Source organism: Sphingobium amiense, from assembly GCF_003967075.1.
GTDB lineage: Bacteria > Pseudomonadota > Alphaproteobacteria > Sphingomonadales > Sphingomonadaceae > Sphingobium > Sphingobium amiense.
Genome location: NZ_AP018664.1, coordinates 4,118,063 through 4,143,662 on the forward strand (window position 1 = coordinate 4,118,063; position 25,600 = coordinate 4,143,662).

A 25,600-nucleotide genomic window follows, 5' to 3' on the forward strand; every position below is an offset into this window, starting at 1 on the left:
GCCGTGGAGTTGTCGGTTCATAAATACCAAAAGATTGGCTCGCCGTGCCCATCCACTTACTTGCACTGAGCCAGACCAATCACCCAATGTCCGGCAATCCGCAATCTACGGCTTCGTCACCGCCCGAAGCGCGTTCGCCAGCTTCTTGACCGCCACCTCGATTTCGAGAGGTGTGTAGGCGGCAAAGCCCATCAGGAAGCCGGCCTTCGCATCGCCGGCAGCATGCAGCGCCGATAGCCCAAGAAGCTCGATCCCAACCCGTCGCGCCGCGTCGACGGCCGCGCGCTCCGAGAGATCGCCGGTCAACACGCAGGGCATTTGCAGCCCGCCTATGGGAACACGCGGCTCGACAAAATCCGACAGATGCTTGCTGGCGAGACCAGCCAGCACGTCGAGCCGTTCGGCATAGACGCCGCGCATTGTACGAACATGCGCGCCGAAATGTCCGCCTTCCATGAAGCGGGCCAGCGTCAGTTGCGCCATGGGGGCCGTATGGCCGTCCAGCAACGTGCGCGCGACGGTCATCGGCTTCACGAGCTGGGGCGGCAACACGACATAGCCAATCCGCAAGCCCGGAAAGAGCGATTTGGTGAAGGTGCCGATGTAGATGGTCCGGTCGTGTGGATCGAGACCTTGCACACAGGCCGTCGGCTTGCCGGCGTAATGGAACTCGCTGTCATAGTCGTCTTCGATGATCCACGCCTGATGTCGCGCGGCCCATTCGATCAGCGCCAGGCGGCGGTCCAGCGCCAGCGTCACGCCGGTCGGGAACTGGTGGGACGGCGTCAGGAAGACTGCCTTGGCCCGGCCCGGCTCAGCCATGATCTGCTCGATGACGAGCCCCTGCCGGTCGACGCGGATCGGAACGCATTCCAGCCCCGCCGCATCGAACGCTTTGCGTGCACCGTAATAGGCCGGGTCTTCGATGAAGATCCGATCGCCGGGATCGAGCAGCATGTTCGCACAGAGCGACATGGCCTGCTGCGAACTGGTCAGCACAAGTACCCGGTCAGCCGTGGCGCGCGCGCCGCGTTCGAGATTCACATAGTCGGCGATGGCGCGGCGAAGCGGCTCGGTCCCCTGCGGATCGCCGTGAAGCAGAGTCTGGACGCCAACCTCTTTGCGAACCTGCCGCTCCAGACGTTCCCAGAGCTGAAGCGGAAAGGTGCGCGTTTCCGGCACGCCATGGGCGAACGGCCGCGGCGAAAGCATCTCGCGAACGCCGCCGCTGCGAAACATGGCCGCTCCGCGCTTGCTGAGATTGGGAGCCTGGTTGCGCAAGAGCGTGTCCCGCTGGGACAGACGGCGACCGGGCGTGAACTCTGTCATCTCCGCGACGAAGCTGCCGCTTCCGACCCTCCGGTCGATAAAGCCTTCCGCGTGAAGCTGGGCATAAGCCGCTTCGATCGTATCGCGCGAGACCCCCAGCGATTTGGCGAGCGCGCGTGAGGCGGGCAGCGGCTTGCCCGGCCCGAGTGCGCCGTCGACGATCAGTTGGCGGATCGCCCGCTGAATCCGTGCGTGAAGCGGCATCGCCGCATGGGCCGGATGGGCAACCCATGCCTTCACGGATTCGAGTTGGGAGTGCTTGAACAAATGGTCTGAACCTATTGAGGAAAGTGGATGGGCTAATCAGGCCATTTATTGGCTAAATGTCAATGCGCCTTGTTCGCCGCGCGCCCTAACCACAGGAGACTCCTCAGGATTATGTCGTCCCGTTCCTCGCCTTCACCCATCCGCTTCAACGATCTGACCCATCCAATCGTCGCGGGCCTGATCTCCGTCATCGTCAACTATGGCGGCACGTTCATTCTGGTCTTTCAGGCGGCGAAGATCGCAGGGCTAAGCCCGGAACTCACGGCATCCTGGGTCTGGTCGGTTTCTATCGGCGTGGGACTGACGGGACTATTCCTGAGCCTGCGCTATCGCGAACCGATCATCACGGCATGGTCAACGCCGGCAGCGGCGTTTCTGGTCACCGCGCTTGCGACGACGCCCTATGCGGAGGCGGTCGGGGCTTACATGATCTCGGCAGCGGCATTCGTCGCGCTCGGCATGTCCGGCTATTTCGAGAAGGTCATCCGCCTGATTCCGCCGGGTATCGCCTCGGGCTTGCTGGCTGGTATTCTGCTGCAATTCGGCATCGGGGCCTTCGGGGGCGCGAGCGTCGATCCGTTGCTGGTCGGTTTGCTGATCGTCGCCTATGTCGCGTTGAAGCGCTTCTCCGCCCGTTACGCTGTGGTCGGCATTCTGGTTCTCGGGCTCGCCTTCCTGCTGACGCAAGGTCGCGTCGATCTGTCGGGGCTGAAACTGGAATTCGCGGCTCCGGTCTTCACCATGCCGGCGTTCTCGCTGAATGCGCTGCTCTCGGTCGCATTGCCGCTGTTCCTGATTACGCTGACCGGCCAATATATGCCGGGAATGCTGGTCTTGCGGAACGATGGGTTCAAGACCAGCGCCAATCCGATCGTGACCGTGACGGGTCTCGGCTCGCTCATCATGGCCCCGTTCGGCTCCCATGCCTTCAACATCGCGGCCATCACGGCAGCGATCGCCACGGGCAAGGAAGCGCATGAAGACCCGTCAAAGCGATGGATTGCGGGCATCGCGGCAGGCTGCTTCTATGTGCTGGTCGGCGTGTTCGGCGTGACACTGGCCGCCGTCTTCATGGCGTTTCCCGCGACGTTCATCACCACGCTCGCCGGTCTGGCGCTTCTTGGCACCATCGGCGGCAGCCTCGCAGGGGCGATGGCCGACCCGACCTCCCGCGAGGCGGCACTGATCACCTTCCTCGCGTCCGCCGCCAACATCAAACTGCTCGGCATCGGCGGGGCGTTCTGGGGCCTGTTGATCGGCCTCGTCGCGTACATCGTCCTGAACGGCCGCCTACCGCGCAGCGCGCGCACCGACCTGGCGGTCAGCGAGGGAGCCGCGAAGTGACACGCCGGACGACGCCCATGACGACCTCCATCATCTCGATCCAGAGCCAGGTCGTGCATGGGCATGTCGGCAACAGCGCCGCCGTTCTGCCTATGCAGGCGCAAGGGTTGAACGTCGCGGCGGTGCCAACCACTCTGCTTTCCAACCATCCCGGTTTTGAGACCATGCGCGGACGCGTGCTGGAGCCGGAACTTGTCGGCGACCTGTTGCGCGGAGTCGAGGAACGCGGGCTGATCGAGACGAGCCGCTATATCGTCTCCGGCTATCTCGGTTCCCGCGCCAACGGCGAAGTTGTGGCCGCGTTCGTCAAACGGGCACGGCAGCTCAATCCCGACATCACATACATCTGCGATCCGGTCATGGGAGACGCCAATCTCGGGGTCTTCGTATCCGATCAGGTGGTGGAATGCATATGCGATGAGTTGGTCCCGCTGGCCGACCTGCTGACGCCCAACCAGTTCGAGGTCGGGCTGATCGCGGGCAGCCAGCTATCGAGATGGCGCGAGCTTGAGACAGCCGTTCTGAAAATTCAGGAACAGCGCGGAGCGCGATTTGTCGTCACCGGATGCACGCTCTCCGATACGCCGGACGGCTCGCTGGAGAATATCGTCTTCGAGGACAAGTCCTGCACGCGGCTGACATCGCCGCGCCTGCCGATGGTGCCAGTCGGGACAGGCGATCTCTATACCGGCCTTCTGACCGCCAACCTCGCGCGGGACCTCACGCTGGTCGAAGCCGCCCGCCGCGCCGCCGCCATCGTACTCGACATTCTCGGGCGGACGATGGCTGAGGGCGAACACGAAATGCAGCTCGCCAGCGTCATCGAAACGCTTGGTCCCGCCTGCAAGGAGCCCTCTGAATGACCCTGTTCAATTATCGGGATTTCTTCACCAACGAACTGTCGCAATTGCACCGGGAGGGACGCTATCGCGTCTTCGCCGATCTTGAACGGGAATCGCAGAGCGGCATTCATGCCTTCGATCATCGGACCGGCAGGCGGATTACGATCTGGTGCTCGAATGATTATCTGTCGATGGGCGTACACCCAGAAGTCATCGGCGCGGCGCGTGACGCATTAGAACAATATGGCGCGGGCGCAGGCGGAACGCGCAACATCTCCGGCACCAGTCATGAACATGTCCTGCTCGAACGGGAGCTTGCCGACCTGCACGGCAAGCCATCCGCCTTGCTGTTCACATCGGGTTATGTAGCGAACGACGCCGCGCTTTCATCACTTGGCCGTTTCTTGCCCGGATGCGTGATCTTTTCCGACGCGCTGAACCATGCCTCGATGATCGAGGGTATTCGCCGCTCGGGCGCGGAAAAGCGGGTGTTCGCGCATAACGACTGGCGCGATCTCGAACGGCAACTCGCCTCCGTCTGCAAATACCGGCCGAAGCTGATCTGCTTCGAGAGCTGCTATTCCATGGATGGCGACTTCGCGCCGATGGAGGCGATCTGCGATCTCGCCGAGAAGCACAATGCGTTCACCTATGTCGACGAGGTCCATGCCGTCGGTCTCTACGGCGCGCGTGGGGCCGGCGTCGCCGAGCGCGATGGCCTTCTTGACCGCATCGACATGTTTCAGGGGACGCTCAGCAAAGGTTTCGGCTCGATCGGGGGCTACATCGCCGGCAGTCGCGATGCGGTCGATTTCGTTCGCAGTTTTGCGCCCGGTTTCATCTTCAGCACCGCACTGCCACCGTCCGTCGTCGCCGGCATTCGCGCCGCCTTACATCACCTGAAGGAAGACGGATCGTCCCGACTGGCGCTTGCAAGGCGAACGGCATCGCTCAAGGCCAAGATGTTGGCGAGTGATATCCCCGTTCTGCCGAGTCCAAGCCACATCCTGCCAGTGATGATCGGTGATGCCGCGCTGGCAAAAGCGATCACCGACCAGCTTATGGGCGAATACGGCATCTACATACAGCCGATCAACTACCCGACCGTTCCGCGCGGAACCGAGCGCCTGCGCATTACGCCAACTCCGCTCCATACCGACGAGGACGAGAACGCCCTGGCCGCAGCGCTCGTCGCGATCCGCCAGAAATCTCCGCGCTGGAGGGAACTGGCAGTGGCGGCGCAGCAGGACAATCCCCTCGTCACGGTGGAGGGCCTGGCATGAGCAATGCGCTTCTTCCCGTGTTCCAGCCGGCATCCATGCTGTTCGACCATGGCGAAGGCGCATGGCTGACTACGGCGAATGGTGAACGCTATCTCGATTTCGGCGCGGGCATCGCCGTCAATGCACTTGGTTATTCACATCCGCATCTAATCGGAGCGCTGGAGCGCCAAGGCCGCAAGCTCTGGCACCTGTCCAATGTCTATCGGATTTCTGAAACCGAGAGACTGGCCGAACGCCTGACGGCCGCCTGTTTCGCCGACGTTGCTTTCTTTGCGAACTCCGGGGCCGAGGCCAATGAATGCGCGATCAAGATCGCGCGCCGGCACCACGACGCCCATGGCCATCCAGACCGCTGGCGCATCATCACCTTTGAAGGCGCGTTTCACGGTCGAACGCTGGCGACGATGGCTGCTGGCGGGAACCGCAAATATCTTGACGGCTTCGGCCCCTCGGTCGACGGGTTCGATCAGTGTCCGCTCGGAGACATCGAGGCTGTCCGCGCCTGCATCGGGCCAGAAACCGCCGCCATCATGATCGAGCCCATTCAGGGCGAAAGCGGCATCAGGTCGGTCAGTCACAGCTTTCTGCGCCAGCTCCGCGCGCTTTGTGACGAACGCGGCCTTCTGTTGATCTTTGACGAAATACAGTGTGGCATTGCACGCACTGGCTATCTCTTCGCGCATCAGGAATCCAGTGTTGTCCCCGACATCATGAGTCTAGCCAAGGGGCTCGGCGGCGGCTTCCCGATCGGCGCGTGCCTCGCCACTCGCAACGCGGCGTTCGGCATGACGCCTGGCGCGCATGGTTCGACCTTCGGGGGCAATCCGCTTGCCGGGGCCGTCGCCAACGCGGTGCTCGACATCGTGATGGATGACCCGCTGCTCGCGGAAATCCGGCACAAGGGTGCTTTGCTACGCGAGCTGCTGCAGGACGTAGCCGGACGCTATCCCGACTTCATCGTCGAGGTGCGCGGGCGTGGCCTGATGCTCGGAATCAAAACCACGCTCCCGTCGCAGGAAATCGTTGAAGCGCTGCGCGCGCGGGCGAAGGTGCTGACGATTGCCGCTGGCGACAACGTGACCCGCGTGCTGCCGCCGCTGATCGTCACCGATGAGGAAATTCGCCTGTTCGCCGAACGCTGCAACGAGGTTTTCCCCTCTCTCTCAAAGCGCGCGGCAAAAGAGACATGAGAATGGGGCCCCGTGGCGGAGTGGTTACGCAAAGGACTGCAAATCCTTGCAGCGCTGGTTCGAATCCAGCGCGGGGCCTCCACCTAATCAAAGAAACTGGAGGCGGTGCAGCAAAGTCCCGCAACTCAGAACAAGCGGGAACCTTTGAAATGCCTCCAAACCGCGATGACACGCAATCAGGTGGCGGGCTTTCGAGAACGGCCACATTGACCTTTGCTGCCGCGGCCGGTCTTAGCGTCGCCAATACCTACTACGCTCAGCCGCTGCTTGATGCGATTGCGCAGGATTTCGGCATTGCGCCGGCGACCGTGGGTCTCGTCGTGACGCTAACCCAGATTGGCTATGGGCTGGGGTTGATCTTCATTGTTCCCCTCGGCGATCTTGTCGACCGTCGCAAACTGATACTCGGCCAGGGCATATTATCGGTGATCGCCCTGGTTTCGATCGCCATGGCGAGATCGGAGGCAATCCTATTCGCTAGTCTGGCCGCAATGGGCCTGATGGCGGTCGTGATCCAGATTCTCGTCGCGTTCGCCGCGACGCTGGCCTCACCGCAAGAGCGCGGAAGGACCGTTGGGCTCGTGACGAGCGGTATCGTGATCGGGATCCTCGGTGCGCGCTCCATCGCCGGGCTGCTCGCGGACCTCGGCGGTTGGCGGATGGTCTATCTCATCTCGGCCGTCCTCACGCTCGTCATGGTCGGCCTTTTGCTGCGTGTTCTGCCACGGCAATCCTCGCCGACCGGAACTGACAACTACCTCGCCGTGCTACGATCCACTCCAACCCTGTTTCTGCATGACCGGATATTGCTTGTCCGTGGCGTTCTCGCGCTGCTTATTTTCGCGGCTTTCAGCACCTTCTGGACTGCGCTCGTGCTGCCGCTCAGTGCCGCGCCCTTTTCCTATTCTCATACACAAATTGGTCTGTTCGGTCTCGTCGGCCTGACTGGAGCGATTGCGGCGACCGGCGCTGGCAGGCTCGCCGATCGCGGTCTTGGACAATGGACCACGGGCCTCTCACTCATCTTCTTGCTGGTGTCATGGGCATTGATCGCACTTCTGCCGGTGTCGCTTCCGGCGCTTCTTGTCGGCGTCATACTTCTCGACCTCGCCGTGCAGGCAGTCCACGTCACGAACCAGAGCATAATATTCGAGCGTCACCCCGAGGCGCGCAGCCGTCTCGTCGGCGGCTACATGGTCTTCTACTCGCTTGGCAGCGGCGTTGGCGCGATCACCTCCACCATGGTGTTCGCACACTCAGGCTGGCTCGGCGTATCGGCTTTAGGGGCGACGTTCAGTCTTTTCGCTCTTCTTGTGTGGTTTGGCACCCGCCGACTGTCGACCAGCGAGAGGGGGCGATGAATGCGCAGGCGGCGGCTGAAAGATACTTCCCTGCATCAATCGCCCCAACTGTTCAGCGGGCGTATCCCGATGGCATCTCTTATCCAGACGCTGGCTGTCGCAGAACACCTAAACTTCCACCATGCCGCCCAGGCGCTCGGCATTAGCCAATCAAGTGTCAGCGCCCGTATTCGGGCGCTGGAAGAAGAACTTGGTATTCCGCTATTCGAGCGCAACACGCGCGGCGTTCGACTGACCGAAGCTGGCCGGCATTTTGTCGAGCGCGTCACAACCGGCGTCGACCATCTCGACCATGCTATAAAAACCGCCAGCCTGGCCGCGTCGGGAGATTGCGGCAGCCTGCGCATGGGTATTCATGGCCTCATCCCCGGCAGCTTTCTCGACCATCTGGTGACGCGATACCGAGCGGACCATCCCGCCATCGGCGTTGAAATGGTCGAAGGATCGGCGCGCGACGCGATCATACAGTTGCGCGCCCACCGGCTCGACGTTGCATTTCTGGTCGGCAGGTTCGATCTGCCCGATTGCCATTCTCGTCCCATCTGGACCGAACCGCTGGTCGCGGCGCTACCGGCAAACCATCGGTTCGCTGAAGAACCCTGCGTCACATGGCCCGATCTCGCGAGTGAGACTTTCCTTGTCCGCCATGGTGGAACGGGACCGCAGGTCCATGACCATATCGTGTTGCGTCTTGCCGGACGCTGGCCACAGCCGGTCATCCAGCGTTTCGAGGTGGAACGCGGTACGCTGTTGTCCATGGTCGCGCAGGGTTTTGGCATCACGCTTCTTGGAGCCGCGAGCCAACTATCTCCCACGGCAGGGGTTGCCTTTCTGTCGATCGACGACGAGCCGGAACCTGTCGTGTTTTCGGCCGTATGGTCGCCGCAGAACCGTAGCGCTGCACTCCGCAACCTGCTCGCCCTGGCAGACGAAATGGGCCGCTCGACTCAACCCAATTGAATTCTTGCTGTCGTTCCAAACCGCGCGACGAACACACCGGCTGAAGCCCGATCCATCCGATTTGCCGCCGATCGTATCCGGCAGCCCTCCGGCCTCGTCTTACCTGTTGCCACTCCCAAAAACGCCCATTCTCTGATCGGCTCCGACATTTTTGCCGATTGGAGCCTGTATGCGTGGTGGCCGAATTCTCTGGGGTCAGATCACCGTTGTCCTGACCATCGTGTTCGTCATGACCTGGGCGGCGACACAATGGACAGCATGGCGGCTCGGCTTTCAGGCGCAACTCGGAACCCCATGGTTCGAGCTGGTGGGCTGGCCGGTCTATTATCCCCCGGCCTTCTTCTGGTGGTGGTTTTCCTTCGACGCCTACGCACCCGCGATCTTTACCGAGGGCGGCATTATCGCGGTGTCTGGCGGCTTCCTCGCCATCGCCGTCGCCATCACCATGTCGATCATGCGGGCGCGCGAGATCGGAAACGTCGCGACCTATGGCTCGGCACGATGGGCTGAGGACAGGGAAATCCGCTCGGCCGGCCTGCTCGGTCCCGATGGTGTCGTGCTCGGGCGCTACAACCAAGATTATCTGCGCCATGACGGGCCGGAGCATGTCCTGTGTTTCGCGCCGACGCGATCCGGCAAAGGCGTTGGCCTCGTCGTGCCGACGCTGCTGACCTGGCCGGGAAGCTGCATCGTCCACGATATCAAGGGCGAGAACTGGACGCTGACAGCTGGATTCCGCGCAAGGCACGGCCGCGTCCTGCTGTTCGATCCGACCAACGTGCAATCCTCGGCCTACAATCCCTTGCTGGAGGTGCGGCAGGGCGAATGGGAAGTCCGCGACGTGCAGAATATCGCGGATATTCTGGTCGATCCGGAAGGCAGTCTCGATAAGCGCAACCATTGGGAAAAGACCAGCCACAGCCTGCTGGTCGGCGCGATCCTGCATGTCCTCTACGCCGAGAAGGACAAGACGCTGGCCGGCGTCGCCAACTTCCTGTCCGATCCGCGCCGCCCGGTGGAAGCCACCTTGCGCGCGATGATGGACACGCCGCACCTGGGCGAAGCCGGCGTTCATCCCGTCATCGCATCGTCCGCCCGCGAGCTACTGAACAAATCCGACAATGAGCGGTCGGGCGTGCTCTCGACTGCCATGAGCTTTCTCGGCCTCTACCGCGATCCGGTCGTGGCTCGCGTCACGACACGGTGCGACTGGCGGATTGCCGATCTCGTCGGAGGCAAGAAGGCGGTCAGCCTCTACCTTGTTGTTCCGCCGTCTGACATCAACCGCACCAAGCCGCTGATCCGCCTGATCCTCAACCAGATCGGTCGCAGGCTCACCGAGGAGCTGACGACTTCTGGCAAACGCCATCGGCTGCTCTTGATGCTGGACGAGTTTCCAGCGCTCGGCCGTCTCGATTTCTTCGAGTCCGCTCTGGCCTTCATGGCGGGCTACGGCATCAAGGGCTTCCTGATCGCGCAGAGCCTCAATCAAATCGAACGCGCCTACGGCCAGAACAACTCGATCCTCGACAATTGCCATGTCCGGGTGAGTTTCGCGACGAATGACGAAAGGACTGCAAAGCGGGTCAGCGACGCGCTCGGCACGGCGACGGAGATGCGCGATTCCACCAACTATGCCGGCCACCGGCTCTCGCCATGGCTCGGCCATCTGATGGTCTCGCGGCAAGAGACGGCGCGGCCGCTGCTGACTCCCGGCGAGATCATGCAGCTCCCGCCTACCGACGAAATCGTCATGGTGGCCGGAACACCGCCGATCCGCGCCAGCAAGGCCCGGTATTTCGAGGATCGGCGGTTGCAGGAGCGCATCCTGACCCCGCCTGACCTTGCCACCCTGGCGTCTGCCGCAAACCCTTCAGCATCGGACGATTGGTCCGCCCGCATTGTCGCGGCGGCCGGTGGAGCATCCTCGACCAATCCCGGCGATGCCGATGGCGACCCGGCCAATGCGGGCATCCGCCGCGAGCCGGAATTGCCCGAGCATGAGGATATCATCACGCCGTGCCCGCCGTCAGCACAGGAGTTCGACCTACTGGACGACGAACCGGACGTGGACGCCGCCAAGGCCAACGCCATGCGCGCCCGAATGCGCGGAATCGCGCGGCAGGCGTCACTAGACCCCGGCGACGGCATCGAACTTTGAGGAACTCGCCATGACGACCCGCACCCGCATGAATGTCTATTTCGATCCAGCCTTGCTCAAACAGATCGAAGCCCTGTCGCTGCGCCGCAAGGTCTCGAAATCCGCCATCGTCGAGGCGGCTGTCGCCTCCTTCCTGTCGGGCGATACGAGCGAGAAACTGGAAGCAGCCATGTCGCGCCGCCTCGACAAGCTCGGCCGCCAGATCGACGGGCTAGACGAAGATCTCGCCGTGCTCGGCGAGGCCGTCTCGCTGTTTGTCCAATTCTGGCTCCTGGTCACGCCGCCGGTGCCGGACGGCGCGCAAGCATCCGCCAAGGCAAAAGGTGCGGAGCGGTTCAAAGGCTTCATGCAGACGCTCGGCCGTCGATTGGCCACCGGAGACAGATTCTTGAAAGAGCTGTCACGCGATGTCGAGTCGGTTCCTGCGGAGCCTTCGACAGATCAGTTCGAGGCGAATAGTGATCCAGCTTGAATATTCAATCCGACCTATTCGCCGCCGAGGGCCGCCGATCCCCGCACGCACTTAGATACTTGTTGAACCGGCCTGATTTGCGGCTCTTTTAATCGACCCCAATCCGGGGACTGTCTGTTGCGCCTCGTGAACAAACGGGGCCGATATGACTGCCAACCACCAAAAACCAGAAGTCATTGCACGCGGTGCGCGGATGCTGCGCACCGCGCTCGGCCCCGCCATCGCCCGCTTTCTGGAAGAACCGGCCGTTGTCGAGGTGATGTTGAACCCGGATGGCCGTATCTGGGTGGACCGTCTCTCCGAAGGTCTGGCCGATACCGGCGAGATGATGTCGCCCGCAGATGGCGAACGCATCGTGCGCCTGGTCGCACATCATGTCGGCGCGGAAGTCCACGCCCGAAGCCCTCGCGTCTCGGCTGAACTGCCCGAGACCGGCGAACGCTTCGAGGGGCTGTTGCCTCCTGTGGTCACAGCCCCGGCCTTCGCCATCCGCAAGCCCGCCGTCGCCGTCTTCACCCTCGACGATTATGTGGCTGCCGGCATCATGTCCGGCGATCAGGCGGAAGCGTTGCGTGCGGCTGTCACGTCCCGCGCCAATATCCTCGTCGCCGGCGGCACCTCGACCGGCAAGACCACGCTAACCAATGCGCTGCTGGCCGAAGTGGCAAAGGGCACCGATCGCGTCGTCATCATCGAAGACACGCGCGAACTGCAATGCACCGCCCCGAACCTTGTCTCCATGCGAACCAAGGACGGCGTCGCCACGCTCTCCGATCTCGTCCGGTCCTCACTGCGCCTGCGGCCCGACCGCATCCCGATTGGCGAGGTACGCGGCGCTGAAGCGCTCGACCTTCTCAAAGCCTGGGGCACCGGACACCCCGGCGGCATCGGCACGATCCACGCCGGCACCGGCATCGGCGCGCTGCGCCGTCTCGAACAGCTCATTCAGGAAGCCGTCGTCACCGTCCCGCGCGCGTTGATCGCCGAGACCATCGACCTCGTTGCCGTCCTCTCCGGCCGCGGTTCCGCGCGCCGGCTCGTCGAACTCGCCCGCGTCGAAGGGCTCGGTGCCGACGGCGACTACCGCATCACCCAAGCCATCCCCACCAGCACAGGAGAATCCGCATGATCCGCACCACTATCCGCGTGCGTCGCACGATCGCGACCGCCGCCGCCTTCGCCTACGTCAATCTCGTTCTCGTTCCGGCCGCCCATGCGTCCGGTTCGTCCATGCCGTGGGAAGCGCCGCTTCAGAAAATCCTTCAGTCGATCGAGGGGCCGGTCGCCAAGATCGTCGCCGTCATCATCATCATCGCGACCGGTCTGGCGCTCGCCTTCGGCGATACCTCGGGCGGCTTCCGCAAGCTGATTCAGATCGTGTTCGGCCTCTCCATCGCCTTCGCCGCGTCGAGCTTCTTCCTGTCGTTCTTCTCGTTCGGCGGCGGGGCGCTCGTCTGATGGCGGGCTTCGAACAATTGGGCGTGCCGGGCTTCACCGTGCCGGTCCATCGCGCGCTGACCGAGCATATTTTGCTCGGCGGCGCGCCACGATCCATCGCGATCCTGAACGGGACGCTGGCCGGAGCCGTGGGCCTTGGCCTGCGCCTGTGGCTGGTTGGCCTGCTGATCTGGGCTGTCGGGCATTTCGCGGCGGTATGGGCGGCGAAGCGTGATCCGCTTTTCGTCGAGGTCGGCCGCCGCCATCTGCGCATCCCCGGTCATCTGTCGGTCTGAGGGAGGCACAGCCATGATGAACCTCGCCGAATATCGCCGCACCGCCAACCGCCTAGCCGATTATCTGCCGTGGGTCGCGCTCGTCGCTGAAGGCGTCGTGCTCAACAAGGACGGCTCTTTCCAGCGCACCGCAAGCTTTCGCGGTCCCGATCTCGATTCCGCCGTTGCCGCCGAGCTGGTCGCCGTCGCCAGCCGCATCAACAACGCCTTCCGCCGTCTGGGCTCCGGCTGGAGCATTTTTGTCGAGGCACAGCGTTCCGAAGCCGCGACCTATCCCGACAGCACATTTCCCGATCCGGCTTCGGGCCTCGTTGAGGCCGAGCGCAAGGCCGGTTTCGAGGAAGCAGGTAGCCATTTTGTATCCGGTTACTTTCTCACCTTCCTCTATCTGCCGCCGGCCGAGGAAGCCGCCCGCGCGGAGACCTGGCTTTACGAAGGTCGCGAGCACGCAGGCGTCGACGCCGGCGAGATCCTGCGCGCGTTCGCTGATCGCACCGATCGCGTCCTCGCGCTGCTCGACGGCTTCATGCCGGAATGCGCCTGGCTCGATGACAGCGAGACGCTGACCTATCTGCACTCCACCGTCTCGACCAACCGGCATCGCGTCCGCGTCCCAGAAACGCCGGTCTATCTCGATGCGCTGCTCGCCGATCAGCCGCTGACCGGCGGGCTGGAGCCACGCCTGGGCGGTGAGCATCTGCGCGTCCTCACCGTCACCGGGTTCCCGACTGCGACCACGCCCGGCTTGCTCGACGATCTCAATCGTCTCGCGTTCCCGTATCGGTGGAGCACGCGGGCGATCCTGCTCGACAAGACCGACGCGACCAAGCTGCTCACCAAGATCCGCCGCCAGTGGTTCGCCAAGCGCAAGAGCATCGCGGCGATCCTGAAGGAAGTCATGACCAACGAGGCGTCCGCCCTCGTGGACACGGATGCTGCAAACAAAGCGCTCGACGCCGACATGGCCTTGCAGGAGCTGGGGGCCGACATGGCGGGCATGGCCTATGTCACGGCCACGATCACGGTCTGGGACGCCGATCCGCGTCTCGCCGACGAGAAGCTGCGCCTCGTCGAGAAGGTTATTCAGGGCCGCGATTTCACGGCCATGGTCGAAACCGTCAACGCGGTTGACGCCTGGCTCGGCAGCTTGCCCGGACACGCTTACGCCAACGTCCGGCAGCCCCCCATCAGCACTTTGAATCTCGCCCACATGATCCCGCTTTCGGCGGTGTGGGCGGGGCCGGAACGGGATGAACACTTCGGTGCGCCCCCCTTGCTCTATGGCAAGACTGAAGGCAGCACCCCGTTCCGGCTATCCCTTCATGTCGGTGACGTCGGCCATACGCTCGTCGTCGGCCCGACCGGCGCGGGCAAATCCGTGCTGCTCGCGCTGATGGCGTTGCAATTCCGCCGTTACGAAAACGCCCAGGTCTTCGCCTTCGATTTCGGCGGTTCGATCCGCGCCGCCGCGCTCGCCATGGGCGGCGACTGGCACGATCTCGGCGGCGGTCTGACGGAAGGCTCCGACACCTCCGTCTCGCTCCAGCCGCTCGCGCGCATTCACGACACCTATGAACGTGCATGGGCCGCCGACTGGATCGTGGCGATCCTGATGCGCGAGGGCATCGCGATCACGCCCGAAGCCAAGGAGCATATCTGGACGGCGCTGACCTCGCTCGCCTCCGCGCCGGTCGGGGAACGTACCATCACCGGCCTCAGCGTCCTGCTGCAATCCAACGATCTCAAGCAAGCGCTCCGCCCGTATTGCGTAGGTGGCCCTTATGGCCGGCTGCTCGACGCCGAAGCCGAACATCTTGGCCGCGCAGCCGTGCAAGCCTTCGAGATCGAGGGCCTGGTCGGAACCGGGGCGGCTCCTGCCGTCCTGTCCTACCTGTTCCATCGCATCGGCGACCGGCTCGACGGACGGCCGACCTTGCTCATCATCGACGAGGGCTGGCTTGCGCTCGACGACGAAGGTTTCGCCGGCCAGCTCCGCGAATGGCTGAAGACGCTGCGCAAGAAAAACGCATCGGTCATCTTCGCCACACAGTCGCTCAGTGACATCGACAATTCGAGCATCGCGCCGGCGATCATCGAAAGCTGCCCGACACGCCTGCTGTTGCCGAACGAGCGTGCGATCGAGCCGCAGATCACGGCCATCTATCGTCGCTTCGGCCTCAATGACCGTCAGATCGAGATATTGGCGCGGGCGACGCCCAAGCGCGACTATTACTGCCAGTCCCGGCGCGGCAACCGCCTGTTCGAGCTGGGCCTGTCCGAAGTCGGCCTCGCGCTTTGCGCCGCTTCCTCCAAATCCGACCAGACGCTGATCGCGAACCTCGCCGCCGAGCACGGTCGCGACGGCTTTCTCGCAGCTTGGCTCCAAGCCCGAGGCGCTGGCTGGGCCGCCGATCTCATCCCGACTTTCCCTATCCCCCAAGCCGAAAAGGAGACTTTGTCATGAAAACCCGTCTTATCCGCTCGCGTGCCGCGTTCCTCGCCGCGACCATGCTGGCCGCGCCGATCGCGCTGTCACCGATGCTCACGACACCCGCGCACGCAATCATCGTGTTCGACCCGTCGAATTACGCACAAAACGTCCTCACGGCGGCGCGGACGCTGGAGCAGGTCACGCATCAGATCACCTCGCTCCAAAATGAAGCGCAGATGCTCATCAATCAGGCGAAGAACCTCGCCAGCCTGCCGTTCTCGGCGCTTCAGACCTTGCAGCAGAACGTCCAGAGGACCCAGCAGCTTTTGCAGCAGGCGCAGGGCATCGCCTTCAACGTCCAGCAGATCGACCAGATGTTTAGCCAAAAATACGGCAACGTCTCGATGTCGACGACCGACCAGCAGCTTGTCGCCAATGCGCGGTCACGCTGGCAGAACACCGTCGGCGGTTTGCAGGACGCAATGCGGGTACAGGCCGGCGTCGTCGGCAATATCGACAGCAACCGCACGCAGATGTCGGCGCTGGTCAGCCAGAGCCAGAGCGCGAGCGGCGCGCTTCAGGCGACACAGGCGGGCAACCAGCTACTCGCCCTCCAGTCGCAGCAGCTTTCCGACCTAGTGGCACTTCTCGCCGCCAATGGTCGCGCAGGGGCGCTCACCGAGGCAGAGCGCACTGCCGCCGCCGAACAGGGACGCGAGCAGCGCCGTCGCTTCCTGACACCGGGAACCACCTACACCCCCGGCAATGCGCAGATGTTCGGCAACGGCAACTGAAGGAGCGGGCCATGGACGGCAAGATGCTGGCCCGGCTGGGCGCAATCATCTTCGTCGCGGTTGCCATCACGGCGACCGCGATCGAGATGACCCGCAAGGAAGAGGCTCCGGCATCCGTGCCGGTCCGCCTTCATGAGTTCTCACGCGATCCGCTACGCGAAGGACAGCGCCGGTGCCAGCAGCTTGGCCAGAAGGCGGCCGAGGATGCGGAATGCATGCGTGTCTGGGCCGAGACGCGCGACCGCTTCCTTAGCCGCACGCCGACCGCGCCAGCCGCACCGGATGGGCGGTGAACCATGGGCGGCGCAGGTGTCATCGACAAATTCCTCGGGACCTTCACCCGTTACATCGACTCAGGCTTCGGACTGCTCTCCGGCGAGGTAGCCTTCATCGCCACGACGCTGATCGTCATCGACGTGACGCTCGCCGCGCTGTTCTGGTCCTGGAGCGCCGATGACGACATTCTCGCGCGCCTCATCAAGAAGACGCTGTTCGTTGGCGTTTTCGCCTACTTGATCGGCAACTGGAACAACCTCGCGAAGATCGTCTTCGAAAGCTTTTCCGGCCTCGGCCTCAAAGCCTCTGGCACCAGCTTTTCCGCGCAGGATCTGATGCGGCCCGGCAAGGTCGCGCAGACCGGCCTCGACGCTGCACGCCCACTGCTCGATTCCATCTCCGACCTGATGGGCTGGGTCAGCTTCTTCGAGAACTTCATCCAGATCGCGTGCCTGCTCTTCGCCTGGGCGCTGGTGATCCTCGCCTTCTTCATCCTCGCCATCCAGCTCTTCGTCACGCTGATCGAGTTCAAACTGTCGACGCTGGCCGGCTTCGTACTGATCCCCTTCGGCCTGTTCGGCAAGACCGCCTTCATGGCTGAGCGCGTGCTTGGCAATGTTATCTCCAGCGGCATCAAGGTTCTTGTGCTCGCCGTCATCATCGGCATCGGATCGACGCTGTTCAGCGAGTTCACGCGCGGCTTTGGCGGCGCGACCCCGAGCATCGACGACGCCATGGCCGTCGTGCTGGCCGCACTATCGCTGGTCGGTCTCGGCATCTTCGGTCCCGGTATCGCCAACGGCCTGGTCTCTGGCGGTCCGCAGCTCGGCGCGGGCGCGGCTGTCGGCACAGGACTTGCGGCGGGCGGCATGGTGCTGGCTGGTGCTGGAGCCGCCGGCCTCGCCGCCAAAGGTGGCGCAGCCGCGTTCTCGACGGGTGCAGCCGCCGTCCGTGGCGGCGCGACCGCAGCCGGTGCAGCTTCGGCCGCCTATAGCCTCGGCTCGCTGGGCCAGTCCGGTGCGTCCGGTGTGGCATCGGGCATGGGCGGCGTTGGTCGCGCAGCAGGCAGCGCGGCGATCTCGCCGCTTCGCCGCGCTGCCGCCAGCGTCAAATCCAGCTTCTCGGACGGCGTCAAATCCGGCTTCGGCGCGACCGGCGGCTCCTCAACCACGGGCACAGTCGGCGGCGCGGCTGAAGCTCCGTCCGCCCCGTCACAACCAGCCAATGCAGCGCCTGGCTGGGCGCAGCGGATGCGCCAATCCGGCCATACGGGCCACGCCGTCCAGACAACCGCAAACGCCATCCGCTCCGGCGACAGCCACGGCTCCGGCTCTTCCGTCAACCTCTCCGAAAGTGACCGCTCATGAACCTCTTCAAACGACCCGCCGCGCATTACGGCAAGACACCCGAACCCGAGACCCCATACCAGCGCGCCGCGCAGGTCTGGGACGAGCGCATCGGCTCGGCCCGCGTGCAGGCGAAAAACTGGCGATACATGGCCTTCGGATCGCTGGTCCTGTCGGCAGGCTTCGCCGCCGCCCTTGTCTGGCAATCCGTGCAGGGCACCGTCGTTCCGTGGGTGGTGCAGGTCGACAATCTCGGCCAGGCGCAGGCCCTCGCTCCGGCCGCCGCTGACTATCGCCCGACCGATCCGCAGATCGCATGGCATCTCGGCCGTTTCATCGAACAGGTTCGTTCAATTCCTGCCGATCCCATCATTGTTCGGCAGAACTGGCTTCGCGCCTATGACTGGACCACCGATCGCGGCGCGGGCGCGCTCAACGATTATGCCCGCACCAACGATCCCTTCACCAAGGTCGGCAAGCAACAGATCGCCGTGGACGTTTCCAGCGTCATCCGCGCGTCACCGGATTCATTCCGCGTCGCCTGGACGGAACGGCATTTCGAGAACGGTCAGCTTTCCGGCACGCAGCGCTGGACCGCGATCCTGACCGTCGCCCTCCAGCCTCCGCGTGATGCCGAACGGCTCAAGGTCAATCCGCTCGGTATCTACGTCAACGCCATCAACTGGTCGCGGGAGATGAGTCAATGAGCCGGTCAAAGATCTACAAACCCGCCAATCAGGCTTTCCGTAAATCCACAATTCCGGGCTTGCTGCTTTCTGCGACGATGCTTGCCGGCTGCGCCACCAATAGGCCGCCCGAGATCAGCTACGACGCCAATGTCCCGCCGCTCCCGGCCATTCCCGTGAGCGTGACGGATGAGCGCCTGAAGCCTCTGCATATCCCACCGGCTTGGACCGTCGCGCGCGGAGGCACAGCGGCTGGCACCCCGACTGGCCGCATCGACAACGCCAATACGGCGGCTCGTGTGCAGCCACGCCGCGAAGGCTACTTCAACGCCATTCAGGTCTATCCGTGGTCGGAAGGCGCGCTCTATCAGGTCTATGCCGCACCCGGCCAGATCACCAGCATCGCGCTCGAGCCCGGCGAGACCCTGACCGGCGCCGGGCCGATCGCGGCGGGCGACACCGCCCGGTGGATCATCGGCGACACCGAATCCGGTTCCGGTGTCACCCGCCGCGTGCATGTGCTGGTGAAACCGTCTCGCGCCGATATCACCACCAATCTCGTTATCTCCACTGACCGCCGCACCTACATGGTCGAGCTGCGTTCGGGCGAGAAGCCCTATATGCCCGCCGTGGCCTGGGCCTATCCGCAACCGGCAAGCGGCGGGCAGCAGGCCGTGCCGGCTACGCCGATCATCCCCGCGGTCGCAGCGCGCAACTATCGCTATAGCCTGACCGGCAGCAGCAATCCGCCATGGAAGCCCGTCGCCGTCTATGACGACGGCCGCCGCGTCTATGTCGAATTCCCGCGTGGCATCGTGCAGGGCGAGATGCCGCCGATCTTCGTCATCGGCCCCGAGGGCGAAGCGCAGATCGCCAACAGCCGCATCTATCAACACATCCTGATCGTCGATCGCCTGTTCGGCGTAGCCGAACTGCGTCTCGGTGCCGGCGACCGCCAGCAGACTGTCAGGATCGTCCGCACCGACGGGAGGCCGCAATCATGATCGAAGCCGAAACCAATGCCGCCCCCATGCGCCTGCGCGCGGAAACGCCCCGCGTTACCCGCCTGTCGCGCAAGATGCTCGCCAGCGTCGCGGCCGTCGCCCTGGTCGGGATCGGCGGGGCGCTGATCTACGCGCTTCAGACCCGCGGCCCCGGCGATGGCGGGGAAGAACTCTATTCGACCGCCAACCGCCAGACCGCCGATGGTCTCGCCGGCCTGCCACGCGACTATACCGGGCCGGTCCTTGGTCCGGCGCTGCCCGGCGATCTCGGTGGACCGATCCTGTCCGCGCAGAACGCGGGCCAACCTGTCGTGCCGCCCGTGGTTCCAACACCCGGCGTCGACGAGGCCGAACAGCGCCGCCGTGCCGAAGAGGAAGCCGCCCGCGTCAGCACCGTCTTCTTCCCGTCGCGGCAGGGATCGACGGCAGCGGCAGCACCCGGTGCGATGCCGGGCCTTGCCGGCTTCGACCCTGGCGGCGCAGCAGCGCAGCCGACCGCACAGGACAAGCAGCTTGCTTTCCTCAATGCGGCGGCCGACCGGCGCACCGTAACGCCCGATCGCGTCACGCCGCCGGCGTCGCCCTTCGTGCTTCAGGCTGGAGCGGTCATCTCGGCCGCGCTCATCACCGGCATCCGCTCCGATCTCCCCGGACAGATCACCGCGCAGGTCACGGAGAACATCTATGACAGCCCGACTGGAAGCATCCTGCTTGTGCCGCAAGGCACGCGGCTCATCGGCCAGTATGACAACAGCGTGCAATTCGGGCAGCGCCGCGTGCTGCTCGTCTGGAACAGGCTCATTCTGCCCAATGGCCGTTCCATGGTGCTGGAGCGCCAGCCGGGCGCAGACACGCAAGGCTATGCCGGTCTGGAAGATGGTGTCGATTATCACTGGTGGGATCTCGCCAAGGCCGCCGCGCTCTCGACCCTCCTCGGCGTAGGCACTGAACTCGCCACCGATGACAACGACCGCCTCATCGCTGCTATTCGCGGCGGCGCGCAGGACACCGTCAATCAGGCCGGTCAGCAGATCATCCAGCGCCAGTTGCAGGTCGCGCCGACACTGACGATCCGGCCCGGCTTCCCGGTCCGCATAGTCGTCACGCGCGACCTGGTGCTCGAACCCTACAGGAGCTGACAATGGCGAAACTGAAACTCGGCCCCATCGCGGACGACAAGCCCGTGAAGGTCACGGTGGAGCTGCCTGCCGCGCTCCACCGTGACCTGACCGAGTACGGCCGCATCCTCGCCGAAGGGGCAAGCCCGGTAGAGCCCGCGAAACTCATCGCACCGATGCTGGAGCGTTTCATCGCCACGGATCGCGGCTTCGCCAAGGCGCGGCGCACGTCCCCCAGCGCACCGTAGGCGCAATCATAAGAAACGAGATCAGAGATGAGCCATTCGCCGTCCGCACTTAGCAAACGCACCATTCGTCGACACCAGCTTCGCGAAATCGTCCCCCTTGCCGACACCACCATCTACGACATGGAGCAACGGGGCGAATTTCCGCAGCGGTTCTATCTGACCGCGCGATGCGTGGTCTGGGATCTCGCCGAAGTCGAGGCTTGGCTTGAAAAACGTCGACAAGCCTCCAGAGAGAAAGCCGTCAGGCGTGCGCCGTCCCCTGACGTCAATCTGAGGAAATTCCGGCCCGTCAAAGGCTAGGCTCGGGAACCAGAAGGTCCATGGACACCGGATAAAGCGTCGGGACATACTTCTGACCGGCGACCCAGGCGTCGATAAGATTGGCCCATTCCTGCATCATATGGCGGCGCTGGTGCTCATATTCCGCCTTGTTGTAGATGCCGCGCGACGAGCGCCCATCCTCATGCGCCAGGCACTTCTCGATCCAATCGCTATTGAAGCCCAACTCGTTGAGCAGCGTCGAACCCGTGCGGCGTAGGTCATGCACAGTAAACGGGTTCAGAGGCAGTCCCTCCTTTTTGGCCCGTTCGACGACCGCATAGGTCACGCGATTGAACGTCGCACGCGACATCGGCGCGTCCGCATCGTAGCGCGACGGCAGCAGGTATCTGGAATTGCCGGCACAGGTCTTGAGCGCGACGAGGATGTCGATCGCCTGCTCCGGCAGATAGACGTTGTGCGCCTTGGATCGCTTCATCCGCTCTTTCGGAATCGTCCACACCGCATTCTCGAAATCGACTTCATCCCAGGTGGCGTCCTGCAACTCGCTCTTGCGGACCATGGTGAGCAGGAACAGCTTCATTCCGAGCCGGATGGTCGGCAACGTCGCCACATGCTCAAGCTGGCCGAGCATGACCCGGATTTCGGCGGGCGATAGTGAACGGTCCTTTGGAACGAAGGTCGCGATCGAAGAGGGCCCGACCTCATCTGCCGGGTTCGGCACCTTCTCCCCGTGCAGGATCGCGAAAGAGTAGACCAGCTTCACGATGTCCCGAACGTGGACCGCCGTGGCCGGCGCTCCACGTCCCTTCACCTTCGCGCACATCCCCCGCAAATCCTCGGGGCTGATTTCCGTCAGCAAGCGATTGCGAAACGTCGGAAGAATGTCCCGCTCATAGATCGTGCGGCGCATCGCACGGGTGCTTTCCGCCATCCGGTGCTCTTGCAACCAGCGCTCGCCAAACTCGCCGAAGCTCTTTGCTTCCTTGATACGGCGCTTTTCGCGCTGCTTCTCTTGAGCGGGCGACCGCCCTTCCAGAATGGCACGCTGCGCGTCGATCAGCTTCTCCCGCGCACGCGCCAGAGACAGGTCGGCCGCCCCATATCGGCCCAGCGTCAAGGTCTCGCGCCGGCCGTTCATCCGGTAGTCGTAACGGAACACGATCGATCCCGACGGCTGCACCACGACGTACATACCGTCACGGTCAGCAACTTTGTACAATTTATCCTTTGGTTTCAGGGCTTTGATACCCGCATCAGTCAGCATTGAACCCTCCGAAATCGTTCAAAAACGCGAGAGAGCCATCAAATATACCGTCAGCCCAAAATGGGCCTGTCTAAACGGTAAATTTCCTTTTATTCTCAATGGAATAAGGTCAAAAAAAATACCGTCACAAGCTCTCTAAGCCGTGACGGTACATTCGTTTTGCCGATGCGACAAGAGTCGCCATACCGTCAGCTATACCGTCAATCCCGAGGCTTGCCCCACGATAGACGGCGATAGATGACGGCAGATTTATTGTGTTATTTCAGAGAGTTATAGATGGCTCTGGCGTGCCATCGGCGGCGTTCGGATAGGCCAAAATCATTCCCACTCGATCGTGCCGGGCGGCTTGCTCGTATAGTCGTAGACGACACGGTTGATGCCCTTGACCTCGTTGATGATGCGGGTCGCGACGCGGCTGAGGAAGGCGGCGTCGAAGGGGTAGATGTCGGCGGTCATGCCGTCGGTCGAGGTAACGGCGCGCACCGCGCAGACGCTGTCATAGGTGCGATAATCGCCCATCACCCCCACGGTGCGCACCGGCAGCAGCACGGCGAACGCCTGCCAGATCGCGTCATACAGGCCCGCGCTGCGGATTTCCTCCAGATAGATGGCGTCGGCCTTGCGCAATATGTCGCAACGTTCCTTGGTCACTTCGCCGGGGATGCGGATGGCGAGGCCGGGGCCGGGGAAGGGGTGGCGGCCGACGAAGATGTCGGGCAGCCCCAGTTCCCTGCCGAGCACGCGCACTTCGTCCTTGAACAGTTCGCGCAACGGCTCGACCAGCTTCATGTTCATGCGTTCGGGCAGGCCGCCGACATTATGGTGCGACTTGATCGTCACCGAAGGGCCGCCGGTGAAGCTGACGCTTTCGATCACGTCGGGATAGAGCGTGCCCTGCGCCAGGAAGTCCGCGCCGCCGATCTTCGCCGCTTCCTCCTCGAACACGGCGATGAACTCGCCGCCGATGAACTTGCGCTTCTTTTCAGGATCGGTGAGGCCCGCGAGGCCACCGAGGAAGCGCTCCTCCGCGTTCACATGCACCAGCTTGATGCCATAATGTTCGCGGAACAGGCTGACGACCTGCTCCGCTTCGCCCAGCCGCATCAGGCCATGGTCGACGAACACGCAGGTAAGCTGATCGCCGATCGCCTCGTGGATCAGCACCGCCGCTACCGCCGAATCGACGCCGCCCGACAGGCCGCAGATGACGCGCCCTTCGCCGACCTGCTCGCGGATTTCGGCGATCTTGGTCGCGCGGAACTCCGCCATCGTCCAGTCGCCCGCCAGCCCGCAGACATGGCGCACGAAATTGGCGAGCAGCTTCGCGCCGTCGGGCGTATGGACGACTTCCGGGTGGAACTGCGTGGCGTAGAAGCGCTTTTCCTCGTTCGCCGTGATGGCATAGGGCGCGCCGTCGCTGACCGCGACGACCTCGAACCCCGGCGCCAGTTGCGTCACCTTGTCGCCATGGCTCATCCACACCTGATGGCGCTCACCCTCGCTCCACAGGCCGTCAAACAGGGCGCAGCCCTTCTTCACTTCGATGAAGGCACGGCCGAACTCCCCGCTCTCTCCGCCTTCGACATTGCCGCCGAGCTGCTGCATCATCGTCTGCTGGCCGTAGCAGATGCCGAGGATGGGCACTCCGGCGTCGAAGAAATTCTGCGGCGCGCGGGGGCTGTCTTCCCACATGACCGAAGCCGGACCGCCCGACAGGATGATGCCCTTCGGCTTCAGCCGCTCGAAGGCTTCGGCGGCGGCGTTGAAGGGGGCGATTTCGGAATAGACGCCTGCCTCGCGCACGCGGCGGGCGATGAGCTGCGTCACCTGGCTGCCGAAATCCACGATGAGGATATTATCCTGAAGGGGCAGCGTCATCGAATCGCCTTTGGCTGGAGGGTGTAAGGGATTCGCGCCCGGTTAGTGGTCCGCCACGCCCTTGTCCAGCGCGGCATCCCGCCCGCGCCCCGCCACATGCCCCAGCAGCGCCGCTCCCGCCAGCACCGCCGCCGCGATCAGGAAAGCCGTGCCGATGAAGGGCAGGGCAGGGCGGGGGCCGACCGACAGCGAATAGACCGCGCCGAAAAACAGCGGCGATACGATGCCCGCGATCGACCCAACGCTGTTGTTCGCGCCCTGCAACTGGCCCTGCTCGCTTTCCGACACGCGCTGCGTCATCAGCGACTGGATCGTCGGCATCGCAAGACCCCAGAGCGCGTTGGGGAACATCGCCGCGACGAACAGCCATCCGGTCGGCGCCAGTCCCATGCACGCCACGCCCACCGCCCCGAACGCCAGCCCGATCACCATCGTCGCGCGGTCGCCCAGCCGCCTGACCACCGGCCCCACCAGCACGCCCTGCACCCCCATGTCGAGCAGGCCGACCATCGCCAGCAGCGACCCCACCTGCCATGCGCCCCAGCCATAGCGGTCGCCCGCATAGAGCACGAACACCGCCGAAAAGAGATGATGGGCAAAATAGAGCAGGAAGTTGACGACCGCGAGGCTCGAAAGCTCCGGGTGGGATCGCAGCAGCCTCAGCGCGCCGAACGGATTGGCCCGCCGCCAGCCGAACGCCATGCGCCTGTCGGCGGCCAGCGACTCGGGCAGCACGAACAGGCCATAGAGGAAAGCGAGGGCGGAGAGCGCCGCGGCCGCCCAGAAGGGCGCGCGCAGCGACACCTCGCCCAGCACCCCGCCGATCAGCGGCCCCGCGACGAAGCCCGCGCTGAACGCCGCGCCGATGAGGCCATAGCCGCGCGCCCGCTGTTCCGGCGGCGTGATGTCCGCCATATAGGCGAAGGCGGACGTGAAGCTGGAAGAGGTGACGCCCGCCAGCAGCCGCCCCAGCGCCAGCCACCAGAGGCTTGGCGCCAGCGCCATCAGCACATAATCGAGCGCAAGTCCTGCGACCGAAATCAGGATCACCGGCCGCCGCCCGAACCGGTCGGACAGCGATCCGATCACCGGCGAGCACAGGAACTGCATCCCCGCCCACAGCGCGACGAACAGGCCGTTCCACATCCCCGCCGCCGCATCCGATCCCGACAGCGTTTCGATGAGGCGCGGCAGCACCGGGATGGTGATCCCCATCGACATGACGTCGAGCAGCGCCGTCACCAGAATGAAGGCGATGGCGGCGGTGCGGCGCGAGGAGGAGATGACGGACATGGGCCGGAGCTACCCTCCATCCGCCGCGATGGAAAGTG

At 63.8% G+C, this 25,600-nt stretch carries 24 protein-coding genes and 1 tRNA gene; 21 read left to right on the plus strand and 4 right to left on the minus strand.

Features of this window, described 5'->3' with window-relative positions; translation table 11 throughout:
- Nucleotides 1-105: 105 nt before the first annotated feature.
- A complete protein-coding gene (gene pdxR, locus SAMIE_RS19715) occupies nucleotides 106-1,596 on the minus strand; it encodes a MocR-like pyridoxine biosynthesis transcription factor PdxR (protein WP_066696480.1) in 1,491 nt (496 codons plus the stop codon).
- A gap of 111 nt (nucleotides 1,597-1,707) precedes the next feature.
- Here pdxR and SAMIE_RS19720 point away from each other — a divergent pair, with 111 nt between their 5' ends.
- The 21 genes from SAMIE_RS19720 (at nucleotide 1,708) to SAMIE_RS19820 (ending at nucleotide 21,145) form a co-directional block, all read left to right on the plus strand.
- Nucleotides 1,708-2,940 carry a benzoate/H(+) symporter BenE family transporter gene (locus SAMIE_RS19720; RefSeq protein ID WP_066696481.1) on the plus strand — a complete coding sequence of 411 codons (1,233 nt, stop codon included), beginning with the start codon at nucleotides 1,708-1,710 and terminating at the stop codon, nucleotides 2,938-2,940.
- Between the two features lie 17 nt (nucleotides 2,941-2,957).
- Nucleotides 2,958-3,803 (plus strand): pyridoxal kinase, encoded by an 846-nt coding sequence (gene pdxY, locus SAMIE_RS19725; RefSeq protein WP_066696482.1) that lies wholly within the window; start codon nucleotides 2,958-2,960, stop codon nucleotides 3,801-3,803.
- Nucleotides 3,800-5,065: a 5-aminolevulinate synthase gene (gene hemA, locus SAMIE_RS19730; protein ID WP_066696483.1), complete on the plus strand. Its 1,266-nt coding sequence runs from the start codon at nucleotides 3,800-3,802 to the stop codon at nucleotides 5,063-5,065. The genes pdxY and hemA overlap by 4 nt, the downstream gene beginning before the upstream one ends.
- The gene (locus SAMIE_RS19735; protein WP_066696484.1) at nucleotides 5,062-6,255 is read left to right on the plus strand and encodes an aspartate aminotransferase family protein; all 1,194 of its coding nucleotides are present in this window, start codon (nucleotides 5,062-5,064) and stop codon (nucleotides 6,253-6,255) included. The genes hemA and SAMIE_RS19735 overlap by 4 nt, the downstream gene beginning before the upstream one ends.
- A 6-nt stretch (nucleotides 6,256-6,261) precedes the next feature.
- Nucleotides 6,262-6,337 (plus strand) — tRNA-Cys (locus SAMIE_RS19740).
- Between the two features lie 124 nt (nucleotides 6,338-6,461).
- Entirely contained in the window at nucleotides 6,462-7,616 is a 1,155-nt protein-coding gene (locus tag SAMIE_RS19745; protein ID WP_197724656.1) for an MFS transporter, read from the plus strand.
- Nucleotides 7,617-8,576, plus strand: coding sequence for a LysR family transcriptional regulator (locus tag SAMIE_RS19750; protein WP_083952345.1), 960 nt, complete (start codon nucleotides 7,617-7,619; stop codon nucleotides 8,574-8,576). It begins immediately after the preceding gene.
- A gap of 169 nt (nucleotides 8,577-8,745) precedes the next feature.
- On the plus strand, nucleotides 8,746-10,737 hold the full coding sequence (locus SAMIE_RS19755) for a conjugal transfer protein TraG (RefSeq protein WP_066696488.1): 1,992 nt from the start codon (nucleotides 8,746-8,748) through the stop codon (nucleotides 10,735-10,737).
- Nucleotides 10,738-10,747: 10 nt separating this feature from the next.
- Nucleotides 10,748-11,209 (plus strand): ribbon-helix-helix domain-containing protein, encoded by a 462-nt coding sequence (locus SAMIE_RS19760; RefSeq protein WP_066696490.1) that lies wholly within the window; start codon nucleotides 10,748-10,750, stop codon nucleotides 11,207-11,209.
- A gap of 145 nt (nucleotides 11,210-11,354) precedes the next feature.
- Nucleotides 11,355-12,338 carry a P-type conjugative transfer ATPase TrbB gene (gene trbB / locus SAMIE_RS19765; protein ID WP_066696492.1) on the plus strand — a complete coding sequence of 328 codons (984 nt, stop codon included), beginning with the start codon at nucleotides 11,355-11,357 and terminating at the stop codon, nucleotides 12,336-12,338.
- A complete protein-coding gene (locus SAMIE_RS19770) occupies nucleotides 12,335-12,667 on the plus strand; it encodes a TrbC/VirB2 family protein (protein ID WP_066696495.1) in 333 nt (110 codons plus the stop codon). The genes trbB and SAMIE_RS19770 overlap by 4 nt, the downstream gene beginning before the upstream one ends.
- Nucleotides 12,667-12,942: a VirB3 family type IV secretion system protein gene (locus tag SAMIE_RS19775; protein ID WP_066696497.1), complete on the plus strand. Its 276-nt coding sequence runs from the start codon at nucleotides 12,667-12,669 to the stop codon at nucleotides 12,940-12,942. The genes SAMIE_RS19770 and SAMIE_RS19775 overlap by 1 nt, the downstream gene beginning before the upstream one ends.
- A gap of 13 nt (nucleotides 12,943-12,955) precedes the next feature.
- Entirely contained in the window at nucleotides 12,956-15,406 is a 2,451-nt protein-coding gene (gene trbE / locus SAMIE_RS19780; RefSeq protein ID WP_066696499.1) for a conjugal transfer protein TrbE, read from the plus strand.
- On the plus strand, nucleotides 15,403-16,167 hold the full coding sequence (trbJ, locus tag SAMIE_RS19785; protein WP_066696501.1) for a P-type conjugative transfer protein TrbJ: 765 nt from the start codon (nucleotides 15,403-15,405) through the stop codon (nucleotides 16,165-16,167). Before trbE ends, trbJ begins: the two co-directional genes overlap by 4 nt.
- 11 nt (nucleotides 16,168-16,178) lie before the next feature.
- A complete protein-coding gene (gene trbK-alt, locus SAMIE_RS19790) occupies nucleotides 16,179-16,460 on the plus strand; it encodes a putative entry exclusion protein TrbK-alt (RefSeq protein ID WP_066696503.1) in 282 nt (93 codons plus the stop codon).
- 3 nt (nucleotides 16,461-16,463) lie between these two features.
- Nucleotides 16,464-17,810, plus strand: coding sequence for a P-type conjugative transfer protein TrbL (gene trbL, locus SAMIE_RS19795; RefSeq protein ID WP_066696505.1), 1,347 nt, complete (start codon nucleotides 16,464-16,466; stop codon nucleotides 17,808-17,810).
- Nucleotides 17,807-18,496, plus strand: coding sequence for a conjugal transfer protein TrbF (gene trbF / locus SAMIE_RS19800; RefSeq protein WP_066696507.1), 690 nt, complete (start codon nucleotides 17,807-17,809; stop codon nucleotides 18,494-18,496). Before trbL ends, trbF begins: the two co-directional genes overlap by 4 nt.
- Nucleotides 18,493-19,479 carry a P-type conjugative transfer protein TrbG gene (gene trbG, locus SAMIE_RS19805; RefSeq protein WP_066696509.1) on the plus strand — a complete coding sequence of 329 codons (987 nt, stop codon included), beginning with the start codon at nucleotides 18,493-18,495 and terminating at the stop codon, nucleotides 19,477-19,479. Before trbF ends, trbG begins: the two co-directional genes overlap by 4 nt.
- 26 nt (nucleotides 19,480-19,505) lie before the next feature.
- Nucleotides 19,506-20,618, plus strand: coding sequence for a TrbI/VirB10 family protein (locus SAMIE_RS19810; protein ID WP_439951074.1), 1,113 nt, complete (start codon nucleotides 19,506-19,508; stop codon nucleotides 20,616-20,618).
- A 2-nt stretch (nucleotides 20,619-20,620) separates the two neighbouring features.
- Entirely contained in the window at nucleotides 20,621-20,845 is a 225-nt protein-coding gene (locus SAMIE_RS19815; protein ID WP_066696513.1) for a DUF2274 domain-containing protein, read from the plus strand.
- Nucleotides 20,846-20,872: 27 nt separating this feature from the next.
- Entirely contained in the window at nucleotides 20,873-21,145 is a 273-nt protein-coding gene (locus tag SAMIE_RS19820) for a helix-turn-helix transcriptional regulator (RefSeq protein WP_066696515.1), read from the plus strand.
- On the opposite strand, the gene SAMIE_RS19825 is transcribed toward SAMIE_RS19820, so the two are convergent.
- From SAMIE_RS19825 to SAMIE_RS19835, 3 genes are all read right to left on the minus strand, one after another.
- Entirely contained in the window at nucleotides 21,135-22,391 is a 1,257-nt protein-coding gene (locus SAMIE_RS19825) for a tyrosine-type recombinase/integrase (RefSeq protein ID WP_066696516.1), read from the minus strand. The two genes, SAMIE_RS19820 and SAMIE_RS19825, sit on opposite strands and share 11 nt — an antisense overlap.
- Before the next feature lie 318 nt (nucleotides 22,392-22,709).
- Nucleotides 22,710-24,269 (minus strand): glutamine-hydrolyzing GMP synthase, encoded by a 1,560-nt coding sequence (guaA, locus tag SAMIE_RS19830; RefSeq protein WP_066696518.1) that lies wholly within the window; start codon nucleotides 24,267-24,269, stop codon nucleotides 22,710-22,712.
- Between the two features lie 42 nt (nucleotides 24,270-24,311).
- Nucleotides 24,312-25,562: a TCR/Tet family MFS transporter gene (locus tag SAMIE_RS19835; protein ID WP_066696521.1), complete on the minus strand. Its 1,251-nt coding sequence runs from the start codon at nucleotides 25,560-25,562 to the stop codon at nucleotides 24,312-24,314.
- Between the last annotated feature and the right edge of the window lie 38 nt (nucleotides 25,563-25,600).

What these genes read in the sequence shown, in the direction of transcription:
- guaA (WP_066696518.1), bottom strand. Translation starts at nt 24,269, where the DNA reads ATGACGCTGCCCCTTCAGGATAATATCCTCATCGTGGATTTCGGCAGC.
- SAMIE_RS19815 (WP_066696513.1), top strand. Translation starts at nt 20,621, where the DNA reads ATGGCGAAACTGAAACTCGGCCCCATCGCGGACGACAAGCCCGTGAAG.
- SAMIE_RS19760 (WP_066696490.1), top strand. Translation starts at nt 10,748, where the DNA reads ATGACGACCCGCACCCGCATGAATGTCTATTTCGATCCAGCCTTGCTC.
- SAMIE_RS19770 (WP_066696495.1), top strand. Translation starts at nt 12,335, where the DNA reads ATGATCCGCACCACTATCCGCGTGCGTCGCACGATCGCGACCGCCGCC.
- SAMIE_RS19775 (WP_066696497.1), top strand. Translation starts at nt 12,667, where the DNA reads ATGGCGGGCTTCGAACAATTGGGCGTGCCGGGCTTCACCGTGCCGGTC.
- SAMIE_RS19735 (WP_066696484.1), top strand. Translation starts at nt 5,062, where the DNA reads ATGAGCAATGCGCTTCTTCCCGTGTTCCAGCCGGCATCCATGCTGTTC.
- trbJ (WP_066696501.1), top strand. Translation starts at nt 15,403, where the DNA reads ATGAAAACCCGTCTTATCCGCTCGCGTGCCGCGTTCCTCGCCGCGACC.
- trbG (WP_066696509.1), top strand. Translation starts at nt 18,493, where the DNA reads ATGAGCCGGTCAAAGATCTACAAACCCGCCAATCAGGCTTTCCGTAAA.
- SAMIE_RS19720 (WP_066696481.1), top strand. Translation starts at nt 1,708, where the DNA reads ATGTCGTCCCGTTCCTCGCCTTCACCCATCCGCTTCAACGATCTGACC.
- SAMIE_RS19810 (WP_439951074.1), top strand. Translation starts at nt 19,506, where the DNA reads ATGCGCCTGCGCGCGGAAACGCCCCGCGTTACCCGCCTGTCGCGCAAG.
- SAMIE_RS19820 (WP_066696515.1), top strand. Translation starts at nt 20,873, where the DNA reads ATGAGCCATTCGCCGTCCGCACTTAGCAAACGCACCATTCGTCGACAC.
- trbK-alt (WP_066696503.1), top strand. Translation starts at nt 16,179, where the DNA reads ATGGACGGCAAGATGCTGGCCCGGCTGGGCGCAATCATCTTCGTCGCG.
- trbL (WP_066696505.1), top strand. Translation starts at nt 16,464, where the DNA reads ATGGGCGGCGCAGGTGTCATCGACAAATTCCTCGGGACCTTCACCCGT.
- trbF (WP_066696507.1), top strand. Translation starts at nt 17,807, where the DNA reads ATGAACCTCTTCAAACGACCCGCCGCGCATTACGGCAAGACACCCGAA.
- hemA (WP_066696483.1), top strand. Translation starts at nt 3,800, where the DNA reads ATGACCCTGTTCAATTATCGGGATTTCTTCACCAACGAACTGTCGCAA.
- SAMIE_RS19835 (WP_066696521.1), bottom strand. Translation starts at nt 25,562, where the DNA reads ATGTCCGTCATCTCCTCCTCGCGCCGCACCGCCGCCATCGCCTTCATT.
- SAMIE_RS19750 (WP_083952345.1), top strand. Translation starts at nt 7,617, where the DNA reads ATGCGCAGGCGGCGGCTGAAAGATACTTCCCTGCATCAATCGCCCCAA.
- pdxY (WP_066696482.1), top strand. Translation starts at nt 2,958, where the DNA reads ATGACGACCTCCATCATCTCGATCCAGAGCCAGGTCGTGCATGGGCAT.
- SAMIE_RS19825 (WP_066696516.1), bottom strand. Translation starts at nt 22,391, where the DNA reads ATGCTGACTGATGCGGGTATCAAAGCCCTGAAACCAAAGGATAAATTG.
- trbE (WP_066696499.1), top strand. Translation starts at nt 12,956, where the DNA reads ATGATGAACCTCGCCGAATATCGCCGCACCGCCAACCGCCTAGCCGAT.
- trbB (WP_066696492.1), top strand. Translation starts at nt 11,355, where the DNA reads ATGACTGCCAACCACCAAAAACCAGAAGTCATTGCACGCGGTGCGCGG.
- SAMIE_RS19755 (WP_066696488.1), top strand. Translation starts at nt 8,746, where the DNA reads ATGCGTGGTGGCCGAATTCTCTGGGGTCAGATCACCGTTGTCCTGACC.